Source organism: Acinetobacter sp. ANC_7634, from assembly GCF_056779875.1.
The window spans coordinates 508817-528460 of record NZ_JBWYIT010000001.1 but is presented as its reverse complement, the minus strand read 5'-3'; the positions used below and the strand labels follow the sequence as shown (position 1 = coordinate 528460).

Sequence of the window (19644 nt, the reverse complement as noted above, 5' to 3'; positions counted from 1 at the left end):
CTCAATGCACTTATTGGCGAATTTGAAAGTTATCGAAATCACGCTCTTTGATGTCAATTAAGTCTTCATAGAAGATTTGCTTAACTTTACTATTATGAGGCCCTGCCATGGCCAGTTTGATCATGTCATTTACATCTTTATATGTGCCAACAATGATAGCTTCCACATCCCCATTATCCATATTTTTAACGTAACCAGTTAAATGCAACTTTAAGGCTTGTTCCATAAACCAGCGACGAAATCCGACCCCTTGAACAAGACCTTGTATCGTTAATTTTAAATATCGCATATCTATCCCTGAATTTTATTTTAGATTTACTATTTGATAAATTGCTTGAGCCATATTCTGAGCTAACAAACCACGTTCACCCTGTTGAGCCAATACATCACCTGCCATGGCATGTAAGTTAACAATTTCATGAAGTTGAATGGAATTAGACAATTGTCCTTTAAGACTAGCAATCATTCCTGCAAGGATATCCCCCATTCCACCTGTACCCATTCCTGGATTACCCTGGGTGCAAATCCAAATGGTTTGCTGCGTGTCAATTGTTAAACTTCCTGCACCTTTTAAAACCCATTCACCAGCATACAGTGTTTGTAATCGTTTAATTGTTTTGATGCGGTCATGCTCAACTTCCGCCACGCTAGAGTGTAAAAGTTTTGCAGCCTCACCAGGATGTGGCGTTGCGTAAGTTCTCTCATTGAGTCGAATGGGCTTTTCAGATAAGAACCACAATGCATCAGCATCGAGTACAGTCGGTTTGTTCGTAGAGGACAGAATACTCATCCATTGATCATATTGCTCAGCTGCCCAATCATCACGTCCCAACCCCATCCCAAAACAAATCGAATCGACTTGCTGTAGCAAATTTTTTCGTTGTGATGGATCGAAACGATTAATATCCTGCACCATTACATTGGGAAATCGTGACAAAATTGCTGAATGATGTTTAGCATCACACACGATCGTGACTTTACCCGCCCCAGCGGCAAATGCAGCTTCAGCCGCCATAATCACCGCACCTCCCATTTGTGCATGACCGCCAATCACGAGCACATGCCCATATGTTCCTTTATGTCCTGTAGAGTGTCGTCGCGGCAAAATTGTTTTGACTGGGCTTAATCGGGCCACAGGTTTTAAATCTGAGTCACATGGTAAAATGGGAATGAGTTTTAGATGTCCTATAAAATCCTGTGCACGCCCTACAAATTGCCCTACCTTATATGCGAGTGCGGTAAGCGTATGCTGAGCATGAATAGCCATTGGTAATGGTTGACCTGTATTTGCATCTAAACCGCTCGGCATATCAATCGCAATTTTGACGCCGTCTTGCTCATTAATATGATGGATAATTCTCTGCCAGTCTTCACTTAAAGTACGATTAATTCCAATTCCAAACAATGCATCAATATAGACATCATAACCCTGACACAGGTTCAGATCGGTGAACTGCTTAAGTGGTATGGATTGACTCATTTTATAAGCACTCTGCAAGGAGTCAGCCGAGTGATGATCGACTTGTGAAAAAGAAAAAATATCGATTTCTAGATTTTGGTTGAATGAACAATGTCGTGATAAAGAGTGCTGTGCTAAATAGTACGTAACAAGATAACCATCCCCTGCATTATTTCCTTTGCCGCAGCAGACTGCGATACGGATTTTCTTTTTTTCAATACCTTGAAGAATTGTGATGATTTCTTGTGCCATCATCCAAGCAACTTGCTGCATAAGACCAAAAGCACTATTTTGATCGTCAAACCAGCGCTGTTCCCAAGCTTGTATCTCACTGCTGTGATAAACTTGTTGATGCATTAACGTTCCTTTTTTATTTATGACTCAATCTCTCTCATCTATACCAGCTCGTATTCCAACACAGCAATTTGATCCTCATGCGCTTAAAGCTTGGATTAAATCTCAAGCATTGGAACTGGGCTTCGCTGATTGTGTCATTGCCCGACCTGATGCTCAAGATGAATTACCTCGATTAAAAGCATATTTAGATCAAGGATTTCATGGTGACATGAAGTTCCTCGAAGAAAATTTGGAAAAACGTGCTAATCCAACACTGTTGGTTCCCCATACAAAAAGTATTATCTGCGTCAGAATGAATTATTTGGTTGAACGACCTCAACCTCGAACAGTACCTGATTTCCCTAATTCTGCCGTTATTGCGCGATATGCACGCGGACGGGATTACCATAAAACCATGCGCGGTAAATTAAAAACACTTTCAAACCTTATTCGTGAAAAAGTCGGTCCGTTTGAATCAAGACCTTTCGCCGATTCAGCCCCTATTTTTGAAAAATCACTCGCTGAATCTGCAGGTATGGGTTGGACAGGTAAACATACCCTGCTCATCCACAAAAAATCGGGTTCGTTTTTTGTACTCGGTGAACTGTTTAGTTCTCTTGAATTACCCTTTGACGAGCCTGCCAGTGCACATTGCGGATCATGTACAGCATGTATTGATATTTGTCCAACGCAGGCGATTGTAGCGCCATATCAATTAGATGCCCGAAAATGTATTGCCTATCTGACCATTGAATACCAAGGGGTGATTCCTGAAGAACTACGCCGTGGCATAGGTAATCGCGTATTTGGATGTGATGATTGCCAGCTGATTTGTCCTTGGAATAGTTTCGCACAAACCACAACGGTTACTGATTTCCATCCCCGTCATGGGCTGGATCGTCTTTCTTTAATGGAATTATGGCAATGGGACGAAGCAACATTCTTAGCCAACACAGAAGGCAGTCCACTGCGTAGAACAGGCTATGAAAGCTTTATGCGGAATATTGCGATTGGAATCGGGAATGCACCGTATCATCCAAACAATATTGAGCAATTGATACTAAAAAGAAATCAGTCTAGTGAGATTGTGCAAATCCATATTGACTGGGCAGTACAAGAACAACAATCAAAAAGAAATAATTAACTGTACTTTTACAAGATGCCTTGACAGCGCAAAAACACCGTTTTGAGCATGATCTGAAATTTTAAGCACACGTTAGCAACAAGTTCTCAGCATCAAGTTCCCAAAAAATAATTTTGTGGCGAAAAATGCATAAAAATAGTTAAGTTTGTAACTAAATCAACAATGATTAATTTCTATTGAGTTGGCGAATTTGATAATTTTTTTGAGTCATTATTGTCATATTTTACGATTTTGCTTTATTAAAATTACAGTATGATCAAATAAGTAGCTTTTTAATTGATGGATAAATTATGCAAGTACGCAATGATTGGACGCGTGAAGAAATACAAAAACTCTATGAACAACCCTTCATGGACTTAGTTTTCGAAGCACAACGCGTGCATCGTCAATACTTTGATGCAAATACCATTCAGGTCAGCACATTACTATCGATCAAAACGGGGAAATGCCCTGAAGATTGTAAATACTGTTCTCAATCTGCACGTTATGATTCCAAACTTGAAGCCGAAAAAAGAATTGCTGTTGAAAAAGTAATTCATGAAGCCAAAGAAGCTCTCGCTTCTGGATCATCTCGTTTTTGTATGGGTGCTGCATGGCGAAATCCTCATGAACGCGATATGCCTTATGTACTTGAAATGGTACGTGAGGTAAAGGCCCTAGGACTTGAAACTTGTATGACCTTAGGGATGCTCAATCAATCACAAGCGGAACGTTTAAAAGAAGCAGGTTTAGATTATTACAATCACAATTTAGATACCTCTCGTGAGTACTATCCAAATGTGATTACCACACGCACTTATGATGATCGTTTAAATACTTTAGACTTTGTACGCCAAGCAGGCATGAAAGTGTGTAGCGGTGGAATTGTTGGCTTAGGTGAAGATACTCAAGATCGTATTGGTCTATTACATGAACTTGCGACCTTAGCTATTCATCCAGAATCGGTACCAATCAACATGCTTGTACCGATCGAAGGCACACCCTTAGCAGATGTTGAAAAACTCGATGTGACTGAATGGATTCGCACTATTGCCGTAGCGCGCATTATCATGCCAAAAAGTTATATAAGACTTTCAGCGGGTCGTGAATCTCTTTCTGATTCTGATCAAGCTTTAGCGTTTATGGCAGGTGCTAACTCTTTGTTCTCAGGTGAAAAGCTTTTAACGACACCCAATGCTGGTGAAGGCAAAGATAAGCAGTTATTCGATAAGTTAGGTCTAAAAGCAGAAAAAGCGAAGCCGACTGTATCAGAGCTGACTATAGATGCAATGGCAAGTTAATTTCAAAGCTTCGCTTAATAAAAAACCGAAGCTTTGCTTCGGTTTTTTATGATGTGATCAATATGCCATAACTGGCATTAAGATACTGTCCCGGCTTAATTTCATCTGTTCCATTGGCATGGTGTACCGTTATTTTTTGACTAAATGCATCAAACTCAAAGCGATCATAACTATCTTGGTGGTGCATCAACCAATAAATCGTATCTATGACATGATCATCACAAATATAAGTATTCGATTTAAAATCTTTAATCATTTAATTTAAATCCTTTTTTCAATCACAATATTATTATATCTCAATTCATTTTATTGAATATCATTTTCTTTATTTAAGATAATATCTAAATTTCCTTTAATCCAATATATTATATTTACATATCACAATAAATCGATTTTCACCCATTTTATAAGCGCTATTATTTTAATTTAGAATAAAGACTGATTATTATGAGTATTATTAATTTAAAACCTAAAACTGCATTGCAACACCGCCCCAGCGCACTGACCACACAAATTAATGCTGTATGGGGACAAGGACCTTCTTCACGTTATGAAAGCCTCGCCTCGTTATTCAGACCTACATTTGAAAAAATCAAAGCTTCGCGATCAGAACGCGAAGAAAAACGAATTTTAGCTTTTGAACAGATTCAATGGTTAAAAGACATCGGTTTTACGAAACTTCGCTTACCCAGTTCGCAAGGGGGATTTGATGCAACTATTCCAGAATTATTTAATCTATTAATCGAACTTGCCGAAGCTGATGCAAATTTACCGCAGGCACTTCGCGTACATTTTGGCTTTGTGGAAGATTTACTGCTCAGCCGCGACCCACAGTTTAAATCTATATGGCTTCCTAGAGTGGCTCAAGGTCAAATTATTGGAAGCGCATGGTCTGAAGGTGGAAATGAGTCCATTCATGAATTTAAAACGAGACTTTCCAAAGATCCTGAGGGACGCACGATATTGAATGGACAAAAATTTTATACCACAGGAAGCTTGTATGCAGACTGGATTGATGTGGGTATTACTGATTTGTATGGAGAATCAGCCAGTATTCTAATCCCTCGACATGCTGAAGGTGTTGAGATTGTGGATGACTGGAATGGTTTTGGTCAAATTCTTACAGCAAGCGGTACTACTAAGTTCAATCATGTTGTTGTGAATCAACAAGATGTCATCGGAGACCAACAGCGCTTTAAATATTCAGCAGCATTCTATCAACTGATTCAATTGGCAATTATTTCAGGGCTTACAAGAGCAGCAAGCTATGAAGTATCAGCTGAGGTTTATAAACGTGAAAGAAATTATACACATGCCAATGCTTCCTTCGTCCGTAATGATGCTCAAATCCTACAAGTGGTGGGTCAAATTCGTGGTGTCGCCTACACCACTGCAGCAATTATTGAAAAAAATGCACAGGCCATACAACGTGCTTTTGAAGCTGGGTTGAATGATAATGAACAACTCGAAGCAGATCAAAATGCCATAGCAGAATTAGAGGTTGCTCAATCTCAAACCATTATCACCACACTTGCATTAAATGCTTCGACCATCATTTTTGATGCTCTAGGAGCATCAGCCACTGATAAAAACTTAGCTTTAGATCGTTTCTGGCGAAATATTCGTACGCTCGCATCACACAACCCAAGAATTTACAAAGATCGAATTGTCGGAGACTTTAGCGTAAATGGTGCATTACCCCCTTATCAATGGCGTATCGGTAAAGTTGATGAATCAGGGCTTCTACAAACAGATAAGGCTTCTTGAGCTCGCTTTAAATCTTTAAGACACTATTCTTTAGTGTCTTTTTTTAGTGTTTTTTAAAGTGATCTATCTAAATCGCTTAGGCTATTAGAGCTCTTATTTACGAACCTAGTAAAAAGGTCCTTAACAGGACCTTTTTAGCATCATCGAAATTACATCAATTAGGCAGCTTGAGTTTTCAAATGTTTCGCCAAAGGACTATTACCAATTTGCCATACAAATGGCAATTCAGTTTGATTCACGACAAAAGCACCCACCACTTTCTCCTTATAAATAATCGGATTATGTGAGGATACGACTCGTGCATTACGCCAGAAACGATCTAACTGTTTTGATGAAGCACTAGCTGAAGCACCTAAACTGTTGAATAGTTTAGTTGTTAAATCAAGTACAAGATCTGAAATGACGACCTGCCCTTGAGCAGATTCTAGTTCCGCAATTTGGTTAATCTCATGATCTTTTTCAGATGAAGCATTAAAGTGACTTAAATATGCATCATCCAGTGCTGCAGCTGTTTTTAAAGTAATAGCTTGACTGGCAAATGCTTGGGAAGATGCCTTACCAATCACTTGTAGAATCTGAGCATCATCACGGACAAGATCAGCATTCCCGTGGCTAAAGATTCGAGTACGCTTACGCACTTCCTCACTAAAGGTCTCCACCGCAGAAAATGCGATGCCGGTCAGTGTTGCTAGATGTACAACTTGATAAAAAGCTGTTTGATATTTAAAACGCTGATCAAAAGGATAAATATGATCTCGTTCGATCGCCACTTGGTTGATTTTTAGCGTCCCGCTTCCAGTTGTTTTTTGACCAAATCCATCCCAATCATCATATACTTTAATTCCATTAGCTTTAGTTGAGACCGCTGCAATCACATGCTGATCAGTGGTCTCATCATAGGCAAAAAGATCAATCCAATCGGCAAAAATAGTACCTGTAGAATAGAACTTTTCTCCTGAAACTTCATATTCGCCTTTTTGATTTTGTTTCACTCGGGTAATGACGTCGCCTATCTCAACATTACCGACTTCTGTCCAAGCGTTTCCTGCGATTTCACCATTTACAAATCGCTTAAACCAAAACGCTTGTGATTGATCTTTATGCGCCACTAAACGGTCTTCGACAAATGCAAAATGTCCACGTAAAGCTTGCACAATATTTGAATCCGCTGTCGCCAACTCGATTAAGATTTGGAAAAGTTGCTGCTGGGTAAAACCTGCACCGCCATATTTTTTTGGTACACGTAAGGCACCAAAACCCGCATCGTTTAACCATTTAATTTGTTCATGAGGCAAATCACGATCGGTTTCTCGTTGAACGACCCCTTCTGCAATCCGCTTAAAAATCGGTCGAAACTTTGCTGCAACCTCTTCATAGTTGGCACCAAGTGAAAGTTCTTCATTCTGATTTAATATAGTCATAATAAATTTCTCCTTAGCTCCATGGATGACGTGGTGGTGGGACATCATTTAGAAAATAATTTCCTACAATGTTGTATTTCCAACGCACGGGATCATGCAAAGTGTGTGTTCTGGCATTGCGCCAATAACGATCTAAATTTAATTCTGATAAGGTCGAACGCGTGCCAGAAAGCTCAAATAATTTATTCGCTGCTAAAATCGCAATGTCAGTCGTTAAGACTTTTGCTTCAGCCACGAGCAATGTTGCTTCATTAATATGATCTTCGGTCGGTTCAGCAAGTGCTAAATCAATCGCTAATCCTGCCAAATCCAGAACGGCTTCAGCAGCACGCAGCTTAATTTTCAATTCACCAATATTGGCAATGGTATATGGATCTGAACTTGCTTTATCTAAACCTGAATCAATCCATGGACGTGCAAAGTTACGAACGTAATGAATCGTTTCTTGAATCGCACCACGTGCAATCCCAGCATCTACAGCAGCTTGAATAAATTGAGAAATTGCTCCAGCTGCTGTCGGTCTTACAAAAGCTTGATAAATTGGAACGATATATTTTGCATCTACTTTAACGTTGTTTAATTCGACTGATCCACTGACCGTTGTACGCTGACCAAACCCACTCCAATCATTGGTAATTTTTACACCTTCTGTCCCTTGTGGCACGATTGCAGCAAATGGTTTTCCTTCAGCATCAATCGCAACAACTGGAATGCGGTGTGCCAGTAAAGCTCCAGTCGCAAAGAATTTTTGTCCATTCACAATCCCATTGCCAGAAGCATCAAATTCTATTTTTGTGGTGAGATCGGCAACCGTCTTAGACCCTTTTTCTGAGAAAGCATTCCCCAAACGCTCTCCACCCAGTACTGCTTTAAAAAAGAATTGTTTTTGTTCTTCGGTGGCATCTAAACGGATATGCTCTAGAAACACCCAATGATTTTGTGCGATTTGACCTAGTGAGGGATCAGCGCTAGAAATGGTTTTAACAACTTCAGCGAGAGTCTTGTAGCTCGCTCCTGCACCGCCATATTGCTTTGGAATGTTAATTGCCCAAAGCCCTGATTGAGAGTACTTGTTAATTTCACTCAAAGGTAAACGGCGTTCATGATCACGAATGGAGGCTTCCTTTGCAAAATCTTCAGCGAGCTGTTGTGCGATTTGAATCGCTTCTTGATCTGTCTTAATCACATGCGCTGGCTGATGAATTTGGTAGAATTCTTTTGAAATTTCAGCTTCATGCAATTTTATATCTATTTGTGCGGTCATTTTATTCTCTTCAAAAAAATTGAATAAAATTAAATTAGCACTAATTATTTTAATTTTTTATACGATTATTTTATTTACTAATCTGATTTCAAACATAATCAATTCATTTATTTTTTTATTATGTATATTGCAGTTTTTCTCATTAAATAATAAGTATGATATTTCATATAATGAGAATATAAACATTTAATTATTTTATATTTTCATTATGACTAAACATATACGATTTAATGCTTTTGAAATGAATTGCATTGCACATCAGTCCCCAGGCTTATGGCGTCATCCGCTCGATCGCTCTACAGAATATAAAGATTTGGAATATTGGACTGATTTAGCAAAAATATTAGAAAAAGGTATTTTTGACGGTATTTTTCTTGCAGATGTTTTGGGTATTTATGATGTGTATCATCAATCGGCTCAACATGCTTTAAATGGTGCTGTTCAAGTTCCTGTGAATGATCCAATTCAGATTGTTCCAGCAATGGCAGCAGTCACCCAACATTTAGGCTTTGGTGTAACCACCTCTATTTCATTCGAACATCCTTATCCCTTCGCACGACGTATGAGCACATTGGATCATCTCACCAAAGGTCGTGCGGGTTGGAATATTGTGACTTCATATTTAGAAAGCGGATCTAAAAACTTAGGTTTAAAAACCCAAGTGAGTCACGACAATCGTTATGATATTGCAGATGAGTATCTGGAAGTTTTATATAAACTTTGGGAAGGTTCTTGGGAAAATGATGCGGTACGACGCGACAAAGCCGCTGGTATTTTTGCGGATCACACCAAAGTTCATCCAATCCAACATGAAGGTAAATATTTTAGCGTGCCAGGTATTCATATCTGTGAACCTTCTCCGCAACGCACACCTGTTTTATACCAAGCAGGTGCATCAAAGCGTGGACAAAAATTTGCCAGTCAAAATGCAGAATGCGTATTTATATCTGCACCAACGAAAGTTGCTGTAAAAAAGTTAGCACAAGGAATTCGCCATAATCTTATTGAAGAAGGTAAAGATCCAAACGCTGTTTTAATCTATACGATGCTTGCGATTGTGGTCGATGAAACTGATGAAAAAGCACAGGCTAAATTTGCAGAGTATCAATCTTACGGTAGTTATGATGGTGGATTAACACTCGCTTCAGGGTGGTCTGGTGTAGATTTTTCACAATTCAAAGCTACAGACCAGGTTGAATATATTCATACCAATGCCATTCAGTCTATGTTGCAATCTTACGTAGAAGCAGATCCAGATAAAGTTTGGACCATTGAAGAAATTGCAAAATGGACCAGTGTAGGTGGAAACGGCCCCGTGATTGTCGGCTCACCAAGCACAGTAGCCGATCGTCTTCAAGAATGGGTGGATGAAACTGGCATTGATGGATTCAATTTGGCTTATATTTTGGCACATCAATCTTTTGAAGACGTGGTCGAATACGTCGTTCCTGAGTTACAACGTCGCGGTGTTTACCCTACAGAATATACCAAGGGGACACTGAGAGAAAAGTTGTTTGGTCATGGACCATTACTTCCAGATGATCATCGTGGTGCTCAATACCGTAAGTCATCAACGAATGGGCTGCACACTTCAACCCAAACCGCAACACTTGAATCTGTGTAGATCAATTTAAATTCTCTATATGTAAAAAAGCGCTTTTCGGGGGCTTTTTTTAATGCTGATGTTCTAGTTCATGGTGATATGCATCATCTTCTATCTGCAAGGTTATTTCAGTAATATGGTGATCATGACTTAACATTTCAAAAGCTTGTTGATGTAAACGTTTAGGATCGACATTCGGTGCAACCAAATGAACTGTGAGCATGACTTTTTTGGATGTGATCGCCCAAACTTTGAGTTGGTGAATGTCCTTAACTCCTTCAAGCGATAATAAATCTGTACGGAGCTTTTCAATATCAATCTCATCAGGTACACCTTCAAGTAGGATATTTACACTTTGCTTGGCGAGAATCCAAGCACGTGGTAAGACCCAAAATCCGATCAGGACTGCGATAATCGTGTCAATAAGTACCCAGCCTGTAAAATAAATAATCACAGCACCGATGATCACACCTACAGAACCAAGTGCATCACTTAATACTTCTAGATATGCACCTTTGACATTGAGGCTATCTTTACTACTCGAAAAAAGAATCTTCATCGAAATTAAATTAATGATTAAGCCAATGACGGCGACTATCATCATTCCAACACTCTGAATTTCAGGAGGATTACTTAATCGATGAATCGCTTCTATCAAAATATAAATTGCAACGATAAATAACATCACCGCATTAAATAGAGCTGCCAAAATTTCAAATCGCTGGTAACCAAAAGTTCGCTTATTGTCTGCAGGCTTTTGACCAATCTTAATTGCAACCAACGCGATGGCTAGAGCAGCAGCATCAGTAAACATATGTGCAGCATCTGACAGCAAAGCTAAACTTTGAGTAATAAATGCAGCAACAACTTCAATAATTAAAAATGTCGTGGTTAAGGCTAAAGCAAAAGTTAGTTTCTTTGCATTGTCTTTACTGACTTCCACATGACTGTGATCATGATTATGCGAACTACCCATTTTATACTCCTCATCAGAAGCCTCACTTAAAATAAAGTGAGGCTTCTGATTCATATACATAATGTTATTGTTTAATTTATTGTTCTGCTTTTGCTTGATTCATCCACCTATACAATACAGGTAAAAGTAGTAGCGTCAGTATGGTGGATGAAATAATTCCACCGATAACCACTGTCGCAAGCGGTCGCTGTACTTCAGCACCCGTACCCGTAGCAAGCGCCATTGGAACAAATCCTAAAGACGCCACAAAAGCAGTCATCAGCACAGGACGTAATCGCAACATTGCACCTTGCCAAATGGCATCTTTTAAACTGTATTCACTTCTTAGCTCCTTAATAAAGGTCAACATAACCAGTCCATTCAGAACAGCGACACCTGATAAAGCGATAAAACCAATACCCGCAGACATTGAGATGGGAATATCACGTAACCATAAAAATAAGACTCCCCCCGTGAGAGCAAAGGGTACGCCCGTGAATACCAATAAACTTTCTCTTATATTTTTGAATACAGCCATCAGCAGGATAAAAATCGTAATCAAAGCCAATGGAATCACGATAGTCATTCTAGCTTTGGCAGATGCCAAATTCTCAAACTGTCCACCATACTCAATCCAATAGCCACTCGGTAATGCATATGTCGTGAGGCTAGATTGCAACTCTTGGACAAATGAACCCAGATCTCGCCCTTCAACATTTGCCGTCACAATAATCCTACGCTTGCCATTTTCACGACTCACCTGATTCATACCATCAATATTTGAAACTGTAGCCACATCTGCCAGTCTTACTGTCCCACCATTGGGGAGTTGTATGGGTAATTGTGCAATCCCCATGACTGTCCGATCTTGATCAGTAAGTCGAATAACAAAATCAAAACGGCGGTCGCCTTGTAGAATTTCACCGACTTGTTGACCACCGATACTTGAAGCGACTAAATTTTGTATCTCACGAACCGAAAGACCATATTGCGCTGCTAAAGAACGATTTACGTCTATATTTAATAAGGGTAAACCTGAAGTCTGTTCTACTTTGACTGCTGTACTGCCACTGATTTTTTGCACAATCTTGGCAATTTTGGCAGCTTCATCGTTTAACACCTGCATATCATCGCCAAAAATTTTTATACCTATGTCACTGCGGACTCCAGAAATGAGCTCATTAAAACGCAATTCAATGGGTTGAGAAAATTCACTATTGTTGCCAGGCAAAGTCTCCAAAAAAGTTTCAATACGTGACCTTAAATCATCTAAGCTTTCTTTGGGATTCGGCCACTCTTGACGAGGTTTCAACATAATGAATCCATCTGAGATATTGGGTGGCATCACATCTGTCGCCACTTCAGCAGTACCCGTTCGTGCGAAAACATTTTTAATTTCTGGAAAATTTTGAAGCAAAAGTTTCTCAGTCATTTCCTGCATTCTTAATGATTCTTCTAAGCTGGTACTGGGTGAACGCATTTGTTGAATAGCAAAATCACCTTCGCTTAATTGCGGTGCGAATTCACTTCCTAGACGTGTCGCCATCAACCCTGTTAAAACCAAAATACTAACTGCGAGCGTTAACATGACCGTTCGATATAAATAAGTCATATCTAATGCTTTTAGATATTTTTTCTTTAACCATAACATCCATCTACTTTCAGTTTCTTTGACTTCACCTGTTACAAATAAAGCCACTGCAGCAGGAACAAAAGTAATGGATAAAATGATCGCAGCAATAAGAGCTAATACTACGGTGAGTGCCATAGGGTGAAACATTTTTGCTTCAACACCACTTAAAGCAAATATGGGCAAGTACACCACTAAAATAATCGTTTGACCAAAAATTAAAGGACGGCGCGCTTGACGAGCGGCAAGGAATACTTCTTTAAATCTCTCTGAACGTGTTAAAGGTCGTCTTAACTGTTCTTGGGCATGAGCTAATCGGCGAATACAGTTTTCGACAATTACCACTGCCCCATCTACAATAATTCCGAAATCTAGCGCACCTAAACTCATAAGGTTGGCACTAATCTTTTGCTGTGCCATACCTGATAATGTAAATAACATCGAAAGTGGAATCACGCATGCTGTAATTAAAGCTGCTCGAATATTTCCCAAGAAAATGAATAAAATCACAATCACCAAAATCGCCCCTTCGACTAAGTTCTTTTGAACTGTCTTAATGGCTTTCTCGACTAAGGTGGTACGATCGTAAACAGTTTCAATTTTTACGCCTTCGGGCAGTGTGGTTTGAATTTCTTGAATTTTTTGATCAACAGCTTGTGCAACACTACGGCTGTTTTCACCCATCATCATCATGGCGATGCCGAGTACGGTTTCTTCTCCGTTATAGGTCGCTCCGCCTGTTCTAAGATCATGTCCAATCGACACTGAAGCAATATCTGAAACACGGACAGGATTTCCATTTAAGGTAACCACCGTTGTATTTTCAATATCCTGTATCGTATTCAGTGTTCCAGGAACTCGTACTGTCAGTTGTTGACCTCCATCTTCAATAAATCCTGCTCCACGATTTTCATTGTTCTCAGTAAGAACTTGTTGAAGTTGCGTCAAACTGACTTGTAGTTGTTGCATACGATTCAAGTCTGGCGAAACAACATATGTTTTATTGAATCCTCCAATACTATTCACCTCAGCAACGCCTTTTACGCGTTGCAATTGTGGACGCACGATCCAATCTTGAATTTCGCGTAAATCCATTGCTGTGTATGAAGAACCATCAGGTTTTTTAGCCTTTGGCTCAGCTTTTAGTACCCATTGATAAATTTCACCCAGCCCCGTAGATACTGGAGACATGGTAGGTGCGATATCATCAGGTAATTCGGATTGAACCTCTTGCACACGCTGATTGATTTGTTGACGTGCCCAGTAAATATCTGTGCCATCTTTGAAGATAATGGTGACCTGAGATAAACCATACCTAGAGATCGAACGTGTTAATTCAAGATCTGGTATCCCCGCCATGGCATTTTCAATTGGATAAGTAATGCGTTGCTCAACTTCGAGCGCAGTAAATCCATTGGCTTGGGTATTAATTTGAACCTGTGTATTGGTAATGTCTGGAACTGCATCAATTGGCAATTTTTGATAACTATAAACTCCAACAGCAATCCAAGCACAGGCAAACAGCATGATCCAAATCGCATGTTGAATTGAAAACTGAATAATTCGCTCAAATAGCCCTTCAGCCTTCGGCATGTCATGATTAGTGCCCATGGTCAGCTTCTCCTTTTTCTAACTCCGATTTCAGTAAGAAGCTGCCTTGATTGACATATTTTTGCCCCGTTTGAAGACCAGACTTAATTTCTGCCCATTGACCATCTGAAGACATTTCACCTACTTCAATGGGTTGTGCTTTAAAGTGGAGTTTTCCATTTTTTTGTTCTGTAACAATAAATATTGCTGATTTACCTTCGATTTGTTGCACTGCATTTTTTGCAACGCGTAATACATTGGATGCATCGGGACTTTGAAGTTCAACATTTACCATCAAATTTGGTCTTAACTCACTTGCCTTTCCTTGAACTTTAGCGCGAACAATCAAACGACCAGTCTGCGCATCTGCTTGCGACGTTAACGATTGCACAACTGCTGTATACGTCTGACCTGATTGTAAAGATTTGAATTGAATATTTTGTTGTGCACGAATTTGATTACTCGCATCTGCAGGTAGCACAAATTCGAGCCATAAATCTTTTAATTGTTCGATGATGAAAATCTGATCTGCAAGTTGCACATTTTCACCCACTACAATGTCTTTTTGGCTGATCACGCCCGAGATTGGCGAACGAATGGTAAAACGACCATTCGAACCTGCTGAGGCACCCAAAGCTTGTAAACGTGCATTGGCACTTTGCACTGTGATTTGTGCTTGACGATATGTATTTTCAGCACGTTGCAAATCCTGTTTTGCAGAGATCCCCTGCGACCACATCCGTTGTTCACGTTGCAAATCTTGGCGTGCCAAATCTAAATTGGATTGTTCCATTCTTAAATTTGCTTGTTGGTCAATGAGCTCTGGGACACTTAATACTGCAAGTATTTGACCTTTACCTACTTCTTGTCCCAGTGCTACATTCACTTGTTCAACATGACCAGCAAAATTAGGGGAAATATGCGCTTGTTGATCTGTATTTACCATCAATTTTGCAGGCAAGTTTGTGTATCGCGGAATTGCACCTAATTGAGCTGATTCTATTTTTATACTATGTTCGACTAGCTGTTTAGATGTCAGTTCAATCTCACCTTCTTCTGCATGATCAGCTTCTGCGCCATTCGACGTTTCAGCTTGCTCTTCACTCTCAACAATTGCTGTTTTCTTATTATCTTTGAAAAAAATCCAAATCCCGATAACTACCGTCACCCCAATAATCAGGGCGATGAGGAATGCTTGGTTTATTTTTCCTTGTTGTATAGATCTCATTTTATTCTGCCCCTATATTGATGAAATTTTCTGACTGTGACACAGCCTCTTTGAGTAATTGGGTATAGGCATCCGAACGACTAATTTGTTCATAACTGGTACCAATACTTAATGCCTCAGCAGCAAGTGCGGTTTGCCATGCCTCTCTTAAGAGCTGAATTTGACTGAGCCGAATATTTTGTAATTGTGTCGTTGCTTGTTGCACCTCAGTGATTGAAAGTTTTCCATTTTTAAAACCGAGCAAAGAGCGCGTCTGTACTTTTTCAGACAAGCCTTTTTGTCTCAGTACAGCGTCATACTGTAGTTTTAAGCCACGCACCTGATGAAATGAGTTTGCAATCTCTAAAATTTGTTGTTTGAGTTCTCTTTGTTGTTGACGCTCAAGTAGAGATTGCTGACGTTGGGCAAGCGGAATTTGGTATTGCTGACGATTAAAAATATTGAACGGAATATCGACACCCACAGATAAACTAGTATCGTTTGTCTCATTGGGCGCTTTTGTTCGCGTCATCCCTACATTCAAATTTGGATTTGGTTTTGCTTTTACTTTAAGTTGCTCAATTCGTTGATTAGCCTGAACAACATTGAGTGCATAAAGCTTTTCTAAATAACCTGCAGAAATATAATTTTGAACATTCTGTTCAACTTGGTCAGGCCAATAAATCCGATTTGAATCAACCTTCACCTCTGCTTCAGTTTCTCCCCAGAGATTAGAAAGATTACGTTTTGCAATTTCCTTATTTAAAATGGCTTGCTGATAATTGCGTTCATTTTCTGCCGCTTCAATCTGCGCTCGTTCATACTCAACTAAGGCTATGCTTCCTGCCTGATATCGTTTTTTAGCGCTGTCTAAAGTTTCACGACTGACTTGCAGTTGAGACTTTTGAATTTGCGCTTCAGATTGCGAAATTAAAAACTGTGACCAAGCATACTTCACGATTAATTGGCTTTGTGCTTCCCACAACTTTTCTCGCAATTCATTTTGTTGCCCAACCAAACGCGCTATATTTTTTTGAATCCGTCTTTGACCAAAAATGTCGATCGGCTGACTAATACCTAGACTTAACTCTTGATCTTGATTCGAGCCAAAGCCATCTCGAGAGAGATTGATAGTCGGGTTTTGCCAAAGTCCACTTTGCTTGACTGCAAGTTCTGACATTTCTTGTCGTTGCTGCCAAATCTGTTCTGATTGTTGATATTGAGACACTTGAACCAGTGCTTGTTCAAGCGAATTGACTGTCATTGCTTGAGCATTTGCACCCAAACTAAGCGAACCTAAAACCAGCCATAATCGAATGGAATGTTTTAATTTAAAAGACATGTGAATTTCCCACTAATTTAAAAATAAGTGGTGGGAAATTTTTAGGCTACCCCACCAATAGCGGGGTTAATTCAGGAGGCGGAGGGATTTTACCTAAATGAGGCGATTGATAGGCATTAATCCAAAGAAAGTGATTTTGGTAAATCTTTTCGATGAGTTGTGACGAAGGCAAATTCTCGTTTACAGCAAGAATAAACTGAGACATTGACGGCAGATGATCTTGATGATCCAAAACATCGATTTGCGCTTTTTCTTCTAGCGTCACGCTTTGATCATCACCAAGCACGAAGCCTTTTTCAATTTGGGACTTCGGACTTTTATTTGAAAGATCGGCTTGGCAAAGTACAGGTTGATGATGACCAAAGTGAAAACTTTGTGTCGATGTTGAGTCGCTTTCATGAACACAAAAAGCCGCCGCCACATTCCAAAGGCTTTGGAACATGAACATACATGCTAAGAATGTCACAAATTTAGCCGATCTCATTTAAGCAGGCTCTCATCTTTTCTATCTGCATTTAAAACGTGATAGTGATCACCATCAAGTGAAGAGTTGTAATTCTCCATCATATTTTGATGATCGAAACCTTGATATTGAAAGAATGTACATAAGAAAAATGAATGAAAACTTAAAAATTTAGCGCTTTTAAAGCACGCTTCGAAAATGGCATCGATTTTGCAACCTAATCATACGAATTTTATTTTTTGTATTACTGAGGTGGCAACGATGAGCTATGTTGCACGAGAATTGAGTCAAAAGCATAAATTTTTGCTTGGTTTTGGATCGTTTTTAATTCCAATTTTAATCTGGTGTGCAGTGAGTTATTTGCCTTTTATTTGGCATCCCCAAGTTCAAATCACAGATTCTGGTAGCACAACATTTTTACAATTCGATAGCCGTGTCAGTAGAGAAGTTTATTATGCTGAAGCGCAATTGGCAGTCGATCAAGGACTGCCACCACCTCGGGGAATTTTGGTCAATCCCATTTACCTACCCGCACCAGATGAAGTCGCTACAGCCTTAGTGACCGCATTTACAACGCCACCCGCTCAAGCAAATGCACCATGGTTTCATGAAAGTTTATGGCACAGCATTAAACTGGTGTTTACCGCATTTTTTATTTCTTCTTTGATCGGGATTCCTTTGGGTATTCTTTGCGGTTTTTCTCATAAAATTTCTCAGTTAACTGAACCTTTTGTAGAGTTCTTTCGCTATCTGCCTGCACCAGCCTTTGGCGCTCTTGCTGTTGCGATTTTGGGCATTAATGATGCACCTAAAATTGCGATTATTGTGATTGGTACCTTGTTCCAACAAATTCTGATTATTGCCAATACCACCCGTCTGGTCGACCGCAGTCTTATTGAAGCTGGATTCACCTTAGGAACTAATAAAATCAAAAGTTTATTTTATGTGGTCATCCCTGCTGCACTCCCAGAAATTTATCGAAACCTTCGTGTACTTTTAGGTTGGGCTTGGACCTATTTAATCGTTGCAGAACTCATAGGAAGTACATCCGGTATCACGTGGTTCATCACTCAACAAGCTCGCTATCAAAACTTTGACAATGTTTTCGCCGCAATTTTGATTATCGGGATGATTGGTCTGATTTGCGACGTGATTTTAATGAAACTTGGACAGCACTTATTTAAATGGAAAACGGGAGCTCGCTAATGTCTTCACTAATTCAACCCTCAGATTTTGATGCCCGCGCTTACTTTGACAAAATTTACGCTCGTCCCGTCATTTTAGAAGCGAAAAATCTCACCCAGAAATTTAGCCACGGAAAAACTGAGCGCACCATTTTAAATGCTTTAGATTTAAAAATTCATAAACGTGAATTTATCTGTGTTATTGGTCCTTCAGGATGCGGTAAGTCTACCTTTAGCCGTATTGTGGCAGGTCTTGATCCATATACCAGTGGTGAATTACTGGTAGACGGTGAAACCATCACAGGACCGAGTCCAGAGCGTGGCATGGTTTTCCAAGGCTACACACTGTTTCCATGGAAAACGGTAAAAGAAAATGTCATGTTTGGTCCACTCATGCGAGGTGCCAGCAATGCTACAGCTGAGGCGCAAGCCCGCGAATGGATCAACATTATCGGACTTGAAAAATTTGAGCAGCAATACCCTCATGAACTTTCTGGAGGGATGAAACAACGCGTTGCCATCGCTCGCGCGCTCGTGAATCAGCCAAAAATTCTCTTAATGGATGAACCCTTTGGGGCTTTAGATCCTCATACGCGTCAAAAAATGCAAAAGCATCTGATCGATCTTTGGGCCAATATTGATATCACGATTATTTTTGTGACACACGATATGGACGAGGCGATTTTACTGGCCGATCGGATTGTGGCATTGAAGGCCAATCCTGGCGAAATTAAGGAAATCATTGAGGTTGATCTACCAAGACCACGTCAGCATGAATTGATGCTCACTGAAAAGTTTAAATCTTTAAGACAACGTGTAGATGCTTTGGTACATGCTGAAGAAGATGAACTTGATCCAGCTCTCGCAGACTTACCTAAAATTCCAAGAATGACCAAGGTCAGTCATTCTAAATAAGGCGCTATATCCTGATCACACAAACGGTCAGGATAAAGCATGCAACATCAATCCTTTTGACCACACCATTTTAAATGCAGCCTT

Annotated in this window: 16 protein-coding genes; 6 read left to right on the top strand and 10 right to left on the bottom strand. The window is 39.7% G+C overall.

The features are described 5' to 3' along the window. Positions 1 to 10 precede the first annotated feature (10 nt). Entirely contained in the window at positions 11 to 289 is a 279-nt protein-coding gene (locus AC1M9A_RS02515) for an acylphosphatase (protein WP_092766403.1), read from the bottom strand. Positions 290 to 304: 15 nt separating this feature from the next. Next, positions 305 to 1816 (bottom strand): NAD(P)H-hydrate dehydratase, encoded by a 1512-nt coding sequence (locus tag AC1M9A_RS02510; RefSeq protein WP_481609556.1) that lies wholly within the window; start codon positions 1814 to 1816, stop codon positions 305 to 307. Between the two features lie 19 nt (positions 1817 to 1835). On the opposite strand from AC1M9A_RS02510, the gene queG reads away from it, so the two are divergent. After that, entirely contained in the window at positions 1836 to 2939 is a 1104-nt protein-coding gene (gene queG / locus AC1M9A_RS02505) for a tRNA epoxyqueuosine(34) reductase QueG (RefSeq protein ID WP_481609555.1), read from the top strand. 290 nt (positions 2940 to 3229) lie between these two features. Further along, the gene (gene bioB, locus AC1M9A_RS02500) at positions 3230 to 4219 is read left to right on the top strand and encodes a biotin synthase BioB (protein WP_180027754.1); all 990 of its coding nucleotides are present in this window, start codon (positions 3230 to 3232) and stop codon (positions 4217 to 4219) included. Positions 4220 to 4265: 46 nt separating this feature from the next. On the opposite strand, the gene AC1M9A_RS02495 is transcribed toward bioB, so the two are convergent. After that, positions 4266 to 4475 carry a hypothetical protein gene (locus tag AC1M9A_RS02495; protein WP_092766405.1) on the bottom strand — a complete coding sequence of 70 codons (210 nt, stop codon included), beginning with the start codon at positions 4473 to 4475 and terminating at the stop codon, positions 4266 to 4268. Between the two features lie 191 nt (positions 4476 to 4666). On the opposite strand from AC1M9A_RS02495, the gene AC1M9A_RS02490 reads away from it, so the two are divergent. Continuing rightward, positions 4667 to 5986, top strand: coding sequence for an acyl-CoA dehydrogenase family protein (locus AC1M9A_RS02490; protein WP_481609554.1), 1320 nt, complete (start codon positions 4667 to 4669; stop codon positions 5984 to 5986). Positions 5987 to 6144: 158 nt separating this feature from the next. On the opposite strand, the gene AC1M9A_RS02485 is transcribed toward AC1M9A_RS02490, so the two are convergent. Both AC1M9A_RS02485 and AC1M9A_RS02480 read right to left on the bottom strand, forming a co-directional pair. Continuing rightward, positions 6145 to 7407: an acyl-CoA dehydrogenase family protein gene (locus AC1M9A_RS02485; RefSeq protein WP_481609553.1), complete on the bottom strand. Its 1263-nt coding sequence runs from the start codon at positions 7405 to 7407 to the stop codon at positions 6145 to 6147. A 13-nt stretch (positions 7408 to 7420) separates the two neighbouring features. Then, positions 7421 to 8671, bottom strand: a complete 1251-nt coding sequence (locus AC1M9A_RS02480) for an SfnB family sulfur acquisition oxidoreductase (RefSeq protein WP_481588244.1) — start codon at positions 8669 to 8671, stop codon at positions 7421 to 7423. 208 nt (positions 8672 to 8879) lie between these two features. Between AC1M9A_RS02480 and AC1M9A_RS02475 the strand changes: the two genes are divergently transcribed. Then, on the top strand, positions 8880 to 10295 hold the full coding sequence (locus AC1M9A_RS02475; protein WP_092766409.1) for an LLM class flavin-dependent oxidoreductase: 1416 nt from the start codon (positions 8880 to 8882) through the stop codon (positions 10293 to 10295). 49 nt (positions 10296 to 10344) lie between these two features. Here AC1M9A_RS02475 and AC1M9A_RS02470 read toward each other — a convergent pair whose 3' ends face one another. From AC1M9A_RS02470 to AC1M9A_RS02450, 5 genes are all read right to left on the bottom strand, one after another. Beyond that, positions 10345 to 11250 carry a cation diffusion facilitator family transporter gene (locus AC1M9A_RS02470; protein ID WP_481609552.1) on the bottom strand — a complete coding sequence of 302 codons (906 nt, stop codon included), beginning with the start codon at positions 11248 to 11250 and terminating at the stop codon, positions 10345 to 10347. A 76-nt stretch (positions 11251 to 11326) separates the two neighbouring features. After that, entirely contained in the window at positions 11327 to 14470 is a 3144-nt protein-coding gene (locus tag AC1M9A_RS02465; protein WP_481609551.1) for an efflux RND transporter permease subunit, read from the bottom strand. Then, complete coding sequence (locus tag AC1M9A_RS02460) at positions 14460 to 15677, bottom strand: efflux RND transporter periplasmic adaptor subunit (RefSeq protein WP_481609550.1); 1218 nt, start codon at positions 15675 to 15677, stop codon at positions 14460 to 14462. Before AC1M9A_RS02460 ends, AC1M9A_RS02465 begins: the two co-directional genes overlap by 11 nt. Before the next feature lies 1 nt (position 15678). Continuing rightward, complete coding sequence (locus tag AC1M9A_RS02455) at positions 15679 to 16998, bottom strand: TolC family protein (protein ID WP_481609549.1); 1320 nt, start codon at positions 16996 to 16998, stop codon at positions 15679 to 15681. Between the two features lie 46 nt (positions 16999 to 17044). Beyond that, a complete protein-coding gene (locus AC1M9A_RS02450; RefSeq protein WP_481609548.1) occupies positions 17045 to 17482 on the bottom strand; it encodes a cation efflux protein, CzcI-like in 438 nt (145 codons plus the stop codon). Between the two features lie 240 nt (positions 17483 to 17722). On the opposite strand from AC1M9A_RS02450, the gene AC1M9A_RS02445 reads away from it, so the two are divergent. Then, positions 17723 to 18667 (top strand): ABC transporter permease, encoded by a 945-nt coding sequence (locus AC1M9A_RS02445; protein ID WP_481595390.1) that lies wholly within the window; start codon positions 17723 to 17725, stop codon positions 18665 to 18667. After that, positions 18667 to 19560 (top strand): ABC transporter ATP-binding protein, encoded by an 894-nt coding sequence (locus AC1M9A_RS02440; RefSeq protein WP_035263830.1) that lies wholly within the window; start codon positions 18667 to 18669, stop codon positions 19558 to 19560. Before AC1M9A_RS02445 ends, AC1M9A_RS02440 begins: the two co-directional genes overlap by 1 nt. Positions 19561 to 19644 lie beyond the last annotated feature (84 nt).

Coding starts and splice junctions, on each gene's coding strand:
- AC1M9A_RS02515 (WP_092766403.1), bottom strand. CDS start 289: ATGCGATATTTAAAATTAACGATACAAGGTCTTGTTCAAGGGGTCGGA.
- AC1M9A_RS02510 (WP_481609556.1), bottom strand. CDS start 1,816: ATGCATCAACAAGTTTATCACAGCAGTGAGATACAAGCTTGGGAACAG.
- queG (WP_481609555.1), top strand. CDS start 1,836: ATGACTCAATCTCTCTCATCTATACCAGCTCGTATTCCAACACAGCAA.
- bioB (WP_180027754.1), top strand. CDS start 3,230: ATGCAAGTACGCAATGATTGGACGCGTGAAGAAATACAAAAACTCTAT.
- AC1M9A_RS02495 (WP_092766405.1), bottom strand. CDS start 4,475: ATGATTAAAGATTTTAAATCGAATACTTATATTTGTGATGATCATGTC.
- AC1M9A_RS02490 (WP_481609554.1), top strand. CDS start 4,667: ATGAGTATTATTAATTTAAAACCTAAAACTGCATTGCAACACCGCCCC.
- AC1M9A_RS02485 (WP_481609553.1), bottom strand. CDS start 7,407: ATGACTATATTAAATCAGAATGAAGAACTTTCACTTGGTGCCAACTAT.
- AC1M9A_RS02480 (WP_481588244.1), bottom strand. CDS start 8,671: ATGACCGCACAAATAGATATAAAATTGCATGAAGCTGAAATTTCAAAA.
- AC1M9A_RS02475 (WP_092766409.1), top strand. CDS start 8,880: ATGACTAAACATATACGATTTAATGCTTTTGAAATGAATTGCATTGCA.
- AC1M9A_RS02470 (WP_481609552.1), bottom strand. CDS start 11,250: ATGGGTAGTTCGCATAATCATGATCACAGTCATGTGGAAGTCAGTAAA.
- AC1M9A_RS02465 (WP_481609551.1), bottom strand. CDS start 14,470: ATGGGCACTAATCATGACATGCCGAAGGCTGAAGGGCTATTTGAGCGA.
- AC1M9A_RS02460 (WP_481609550.1), bottom strand. CDS start 15,677: ATGAGATCTATACAACAAGGAAAAATAAACCAAGCATTCCTCATCGCC.
- AC1M9A_RS02455 (WP_481609549.1), bottom strand. CDS start 16,998: ATGTCTTTTAAATTAAAACATTCCATTCGATTATGGCTGGTTTTAGGT.
- AC1M9A_RS02450 (WP_481609548.1), bottom strand. CDS start 17,482: ATGAGATCGGCTAAATTTGTGACATTCTTAGCATGTATGTTCATGTTC.
- AC1M9A_RS02445 (WP_481595390.1), top strand. CDS start 17,723: ATGAGCTATGTTGCACGAGAATTGAGTCAAAAGCATAAATTTTTGCTT.
- AC1M9A_RS02440 (WP_035263830.1), top strand. CDS start 18,667: ATGTCTTCACTAATTCAACCCTCAGATTTTGATGCCCGCGCTTACTTT.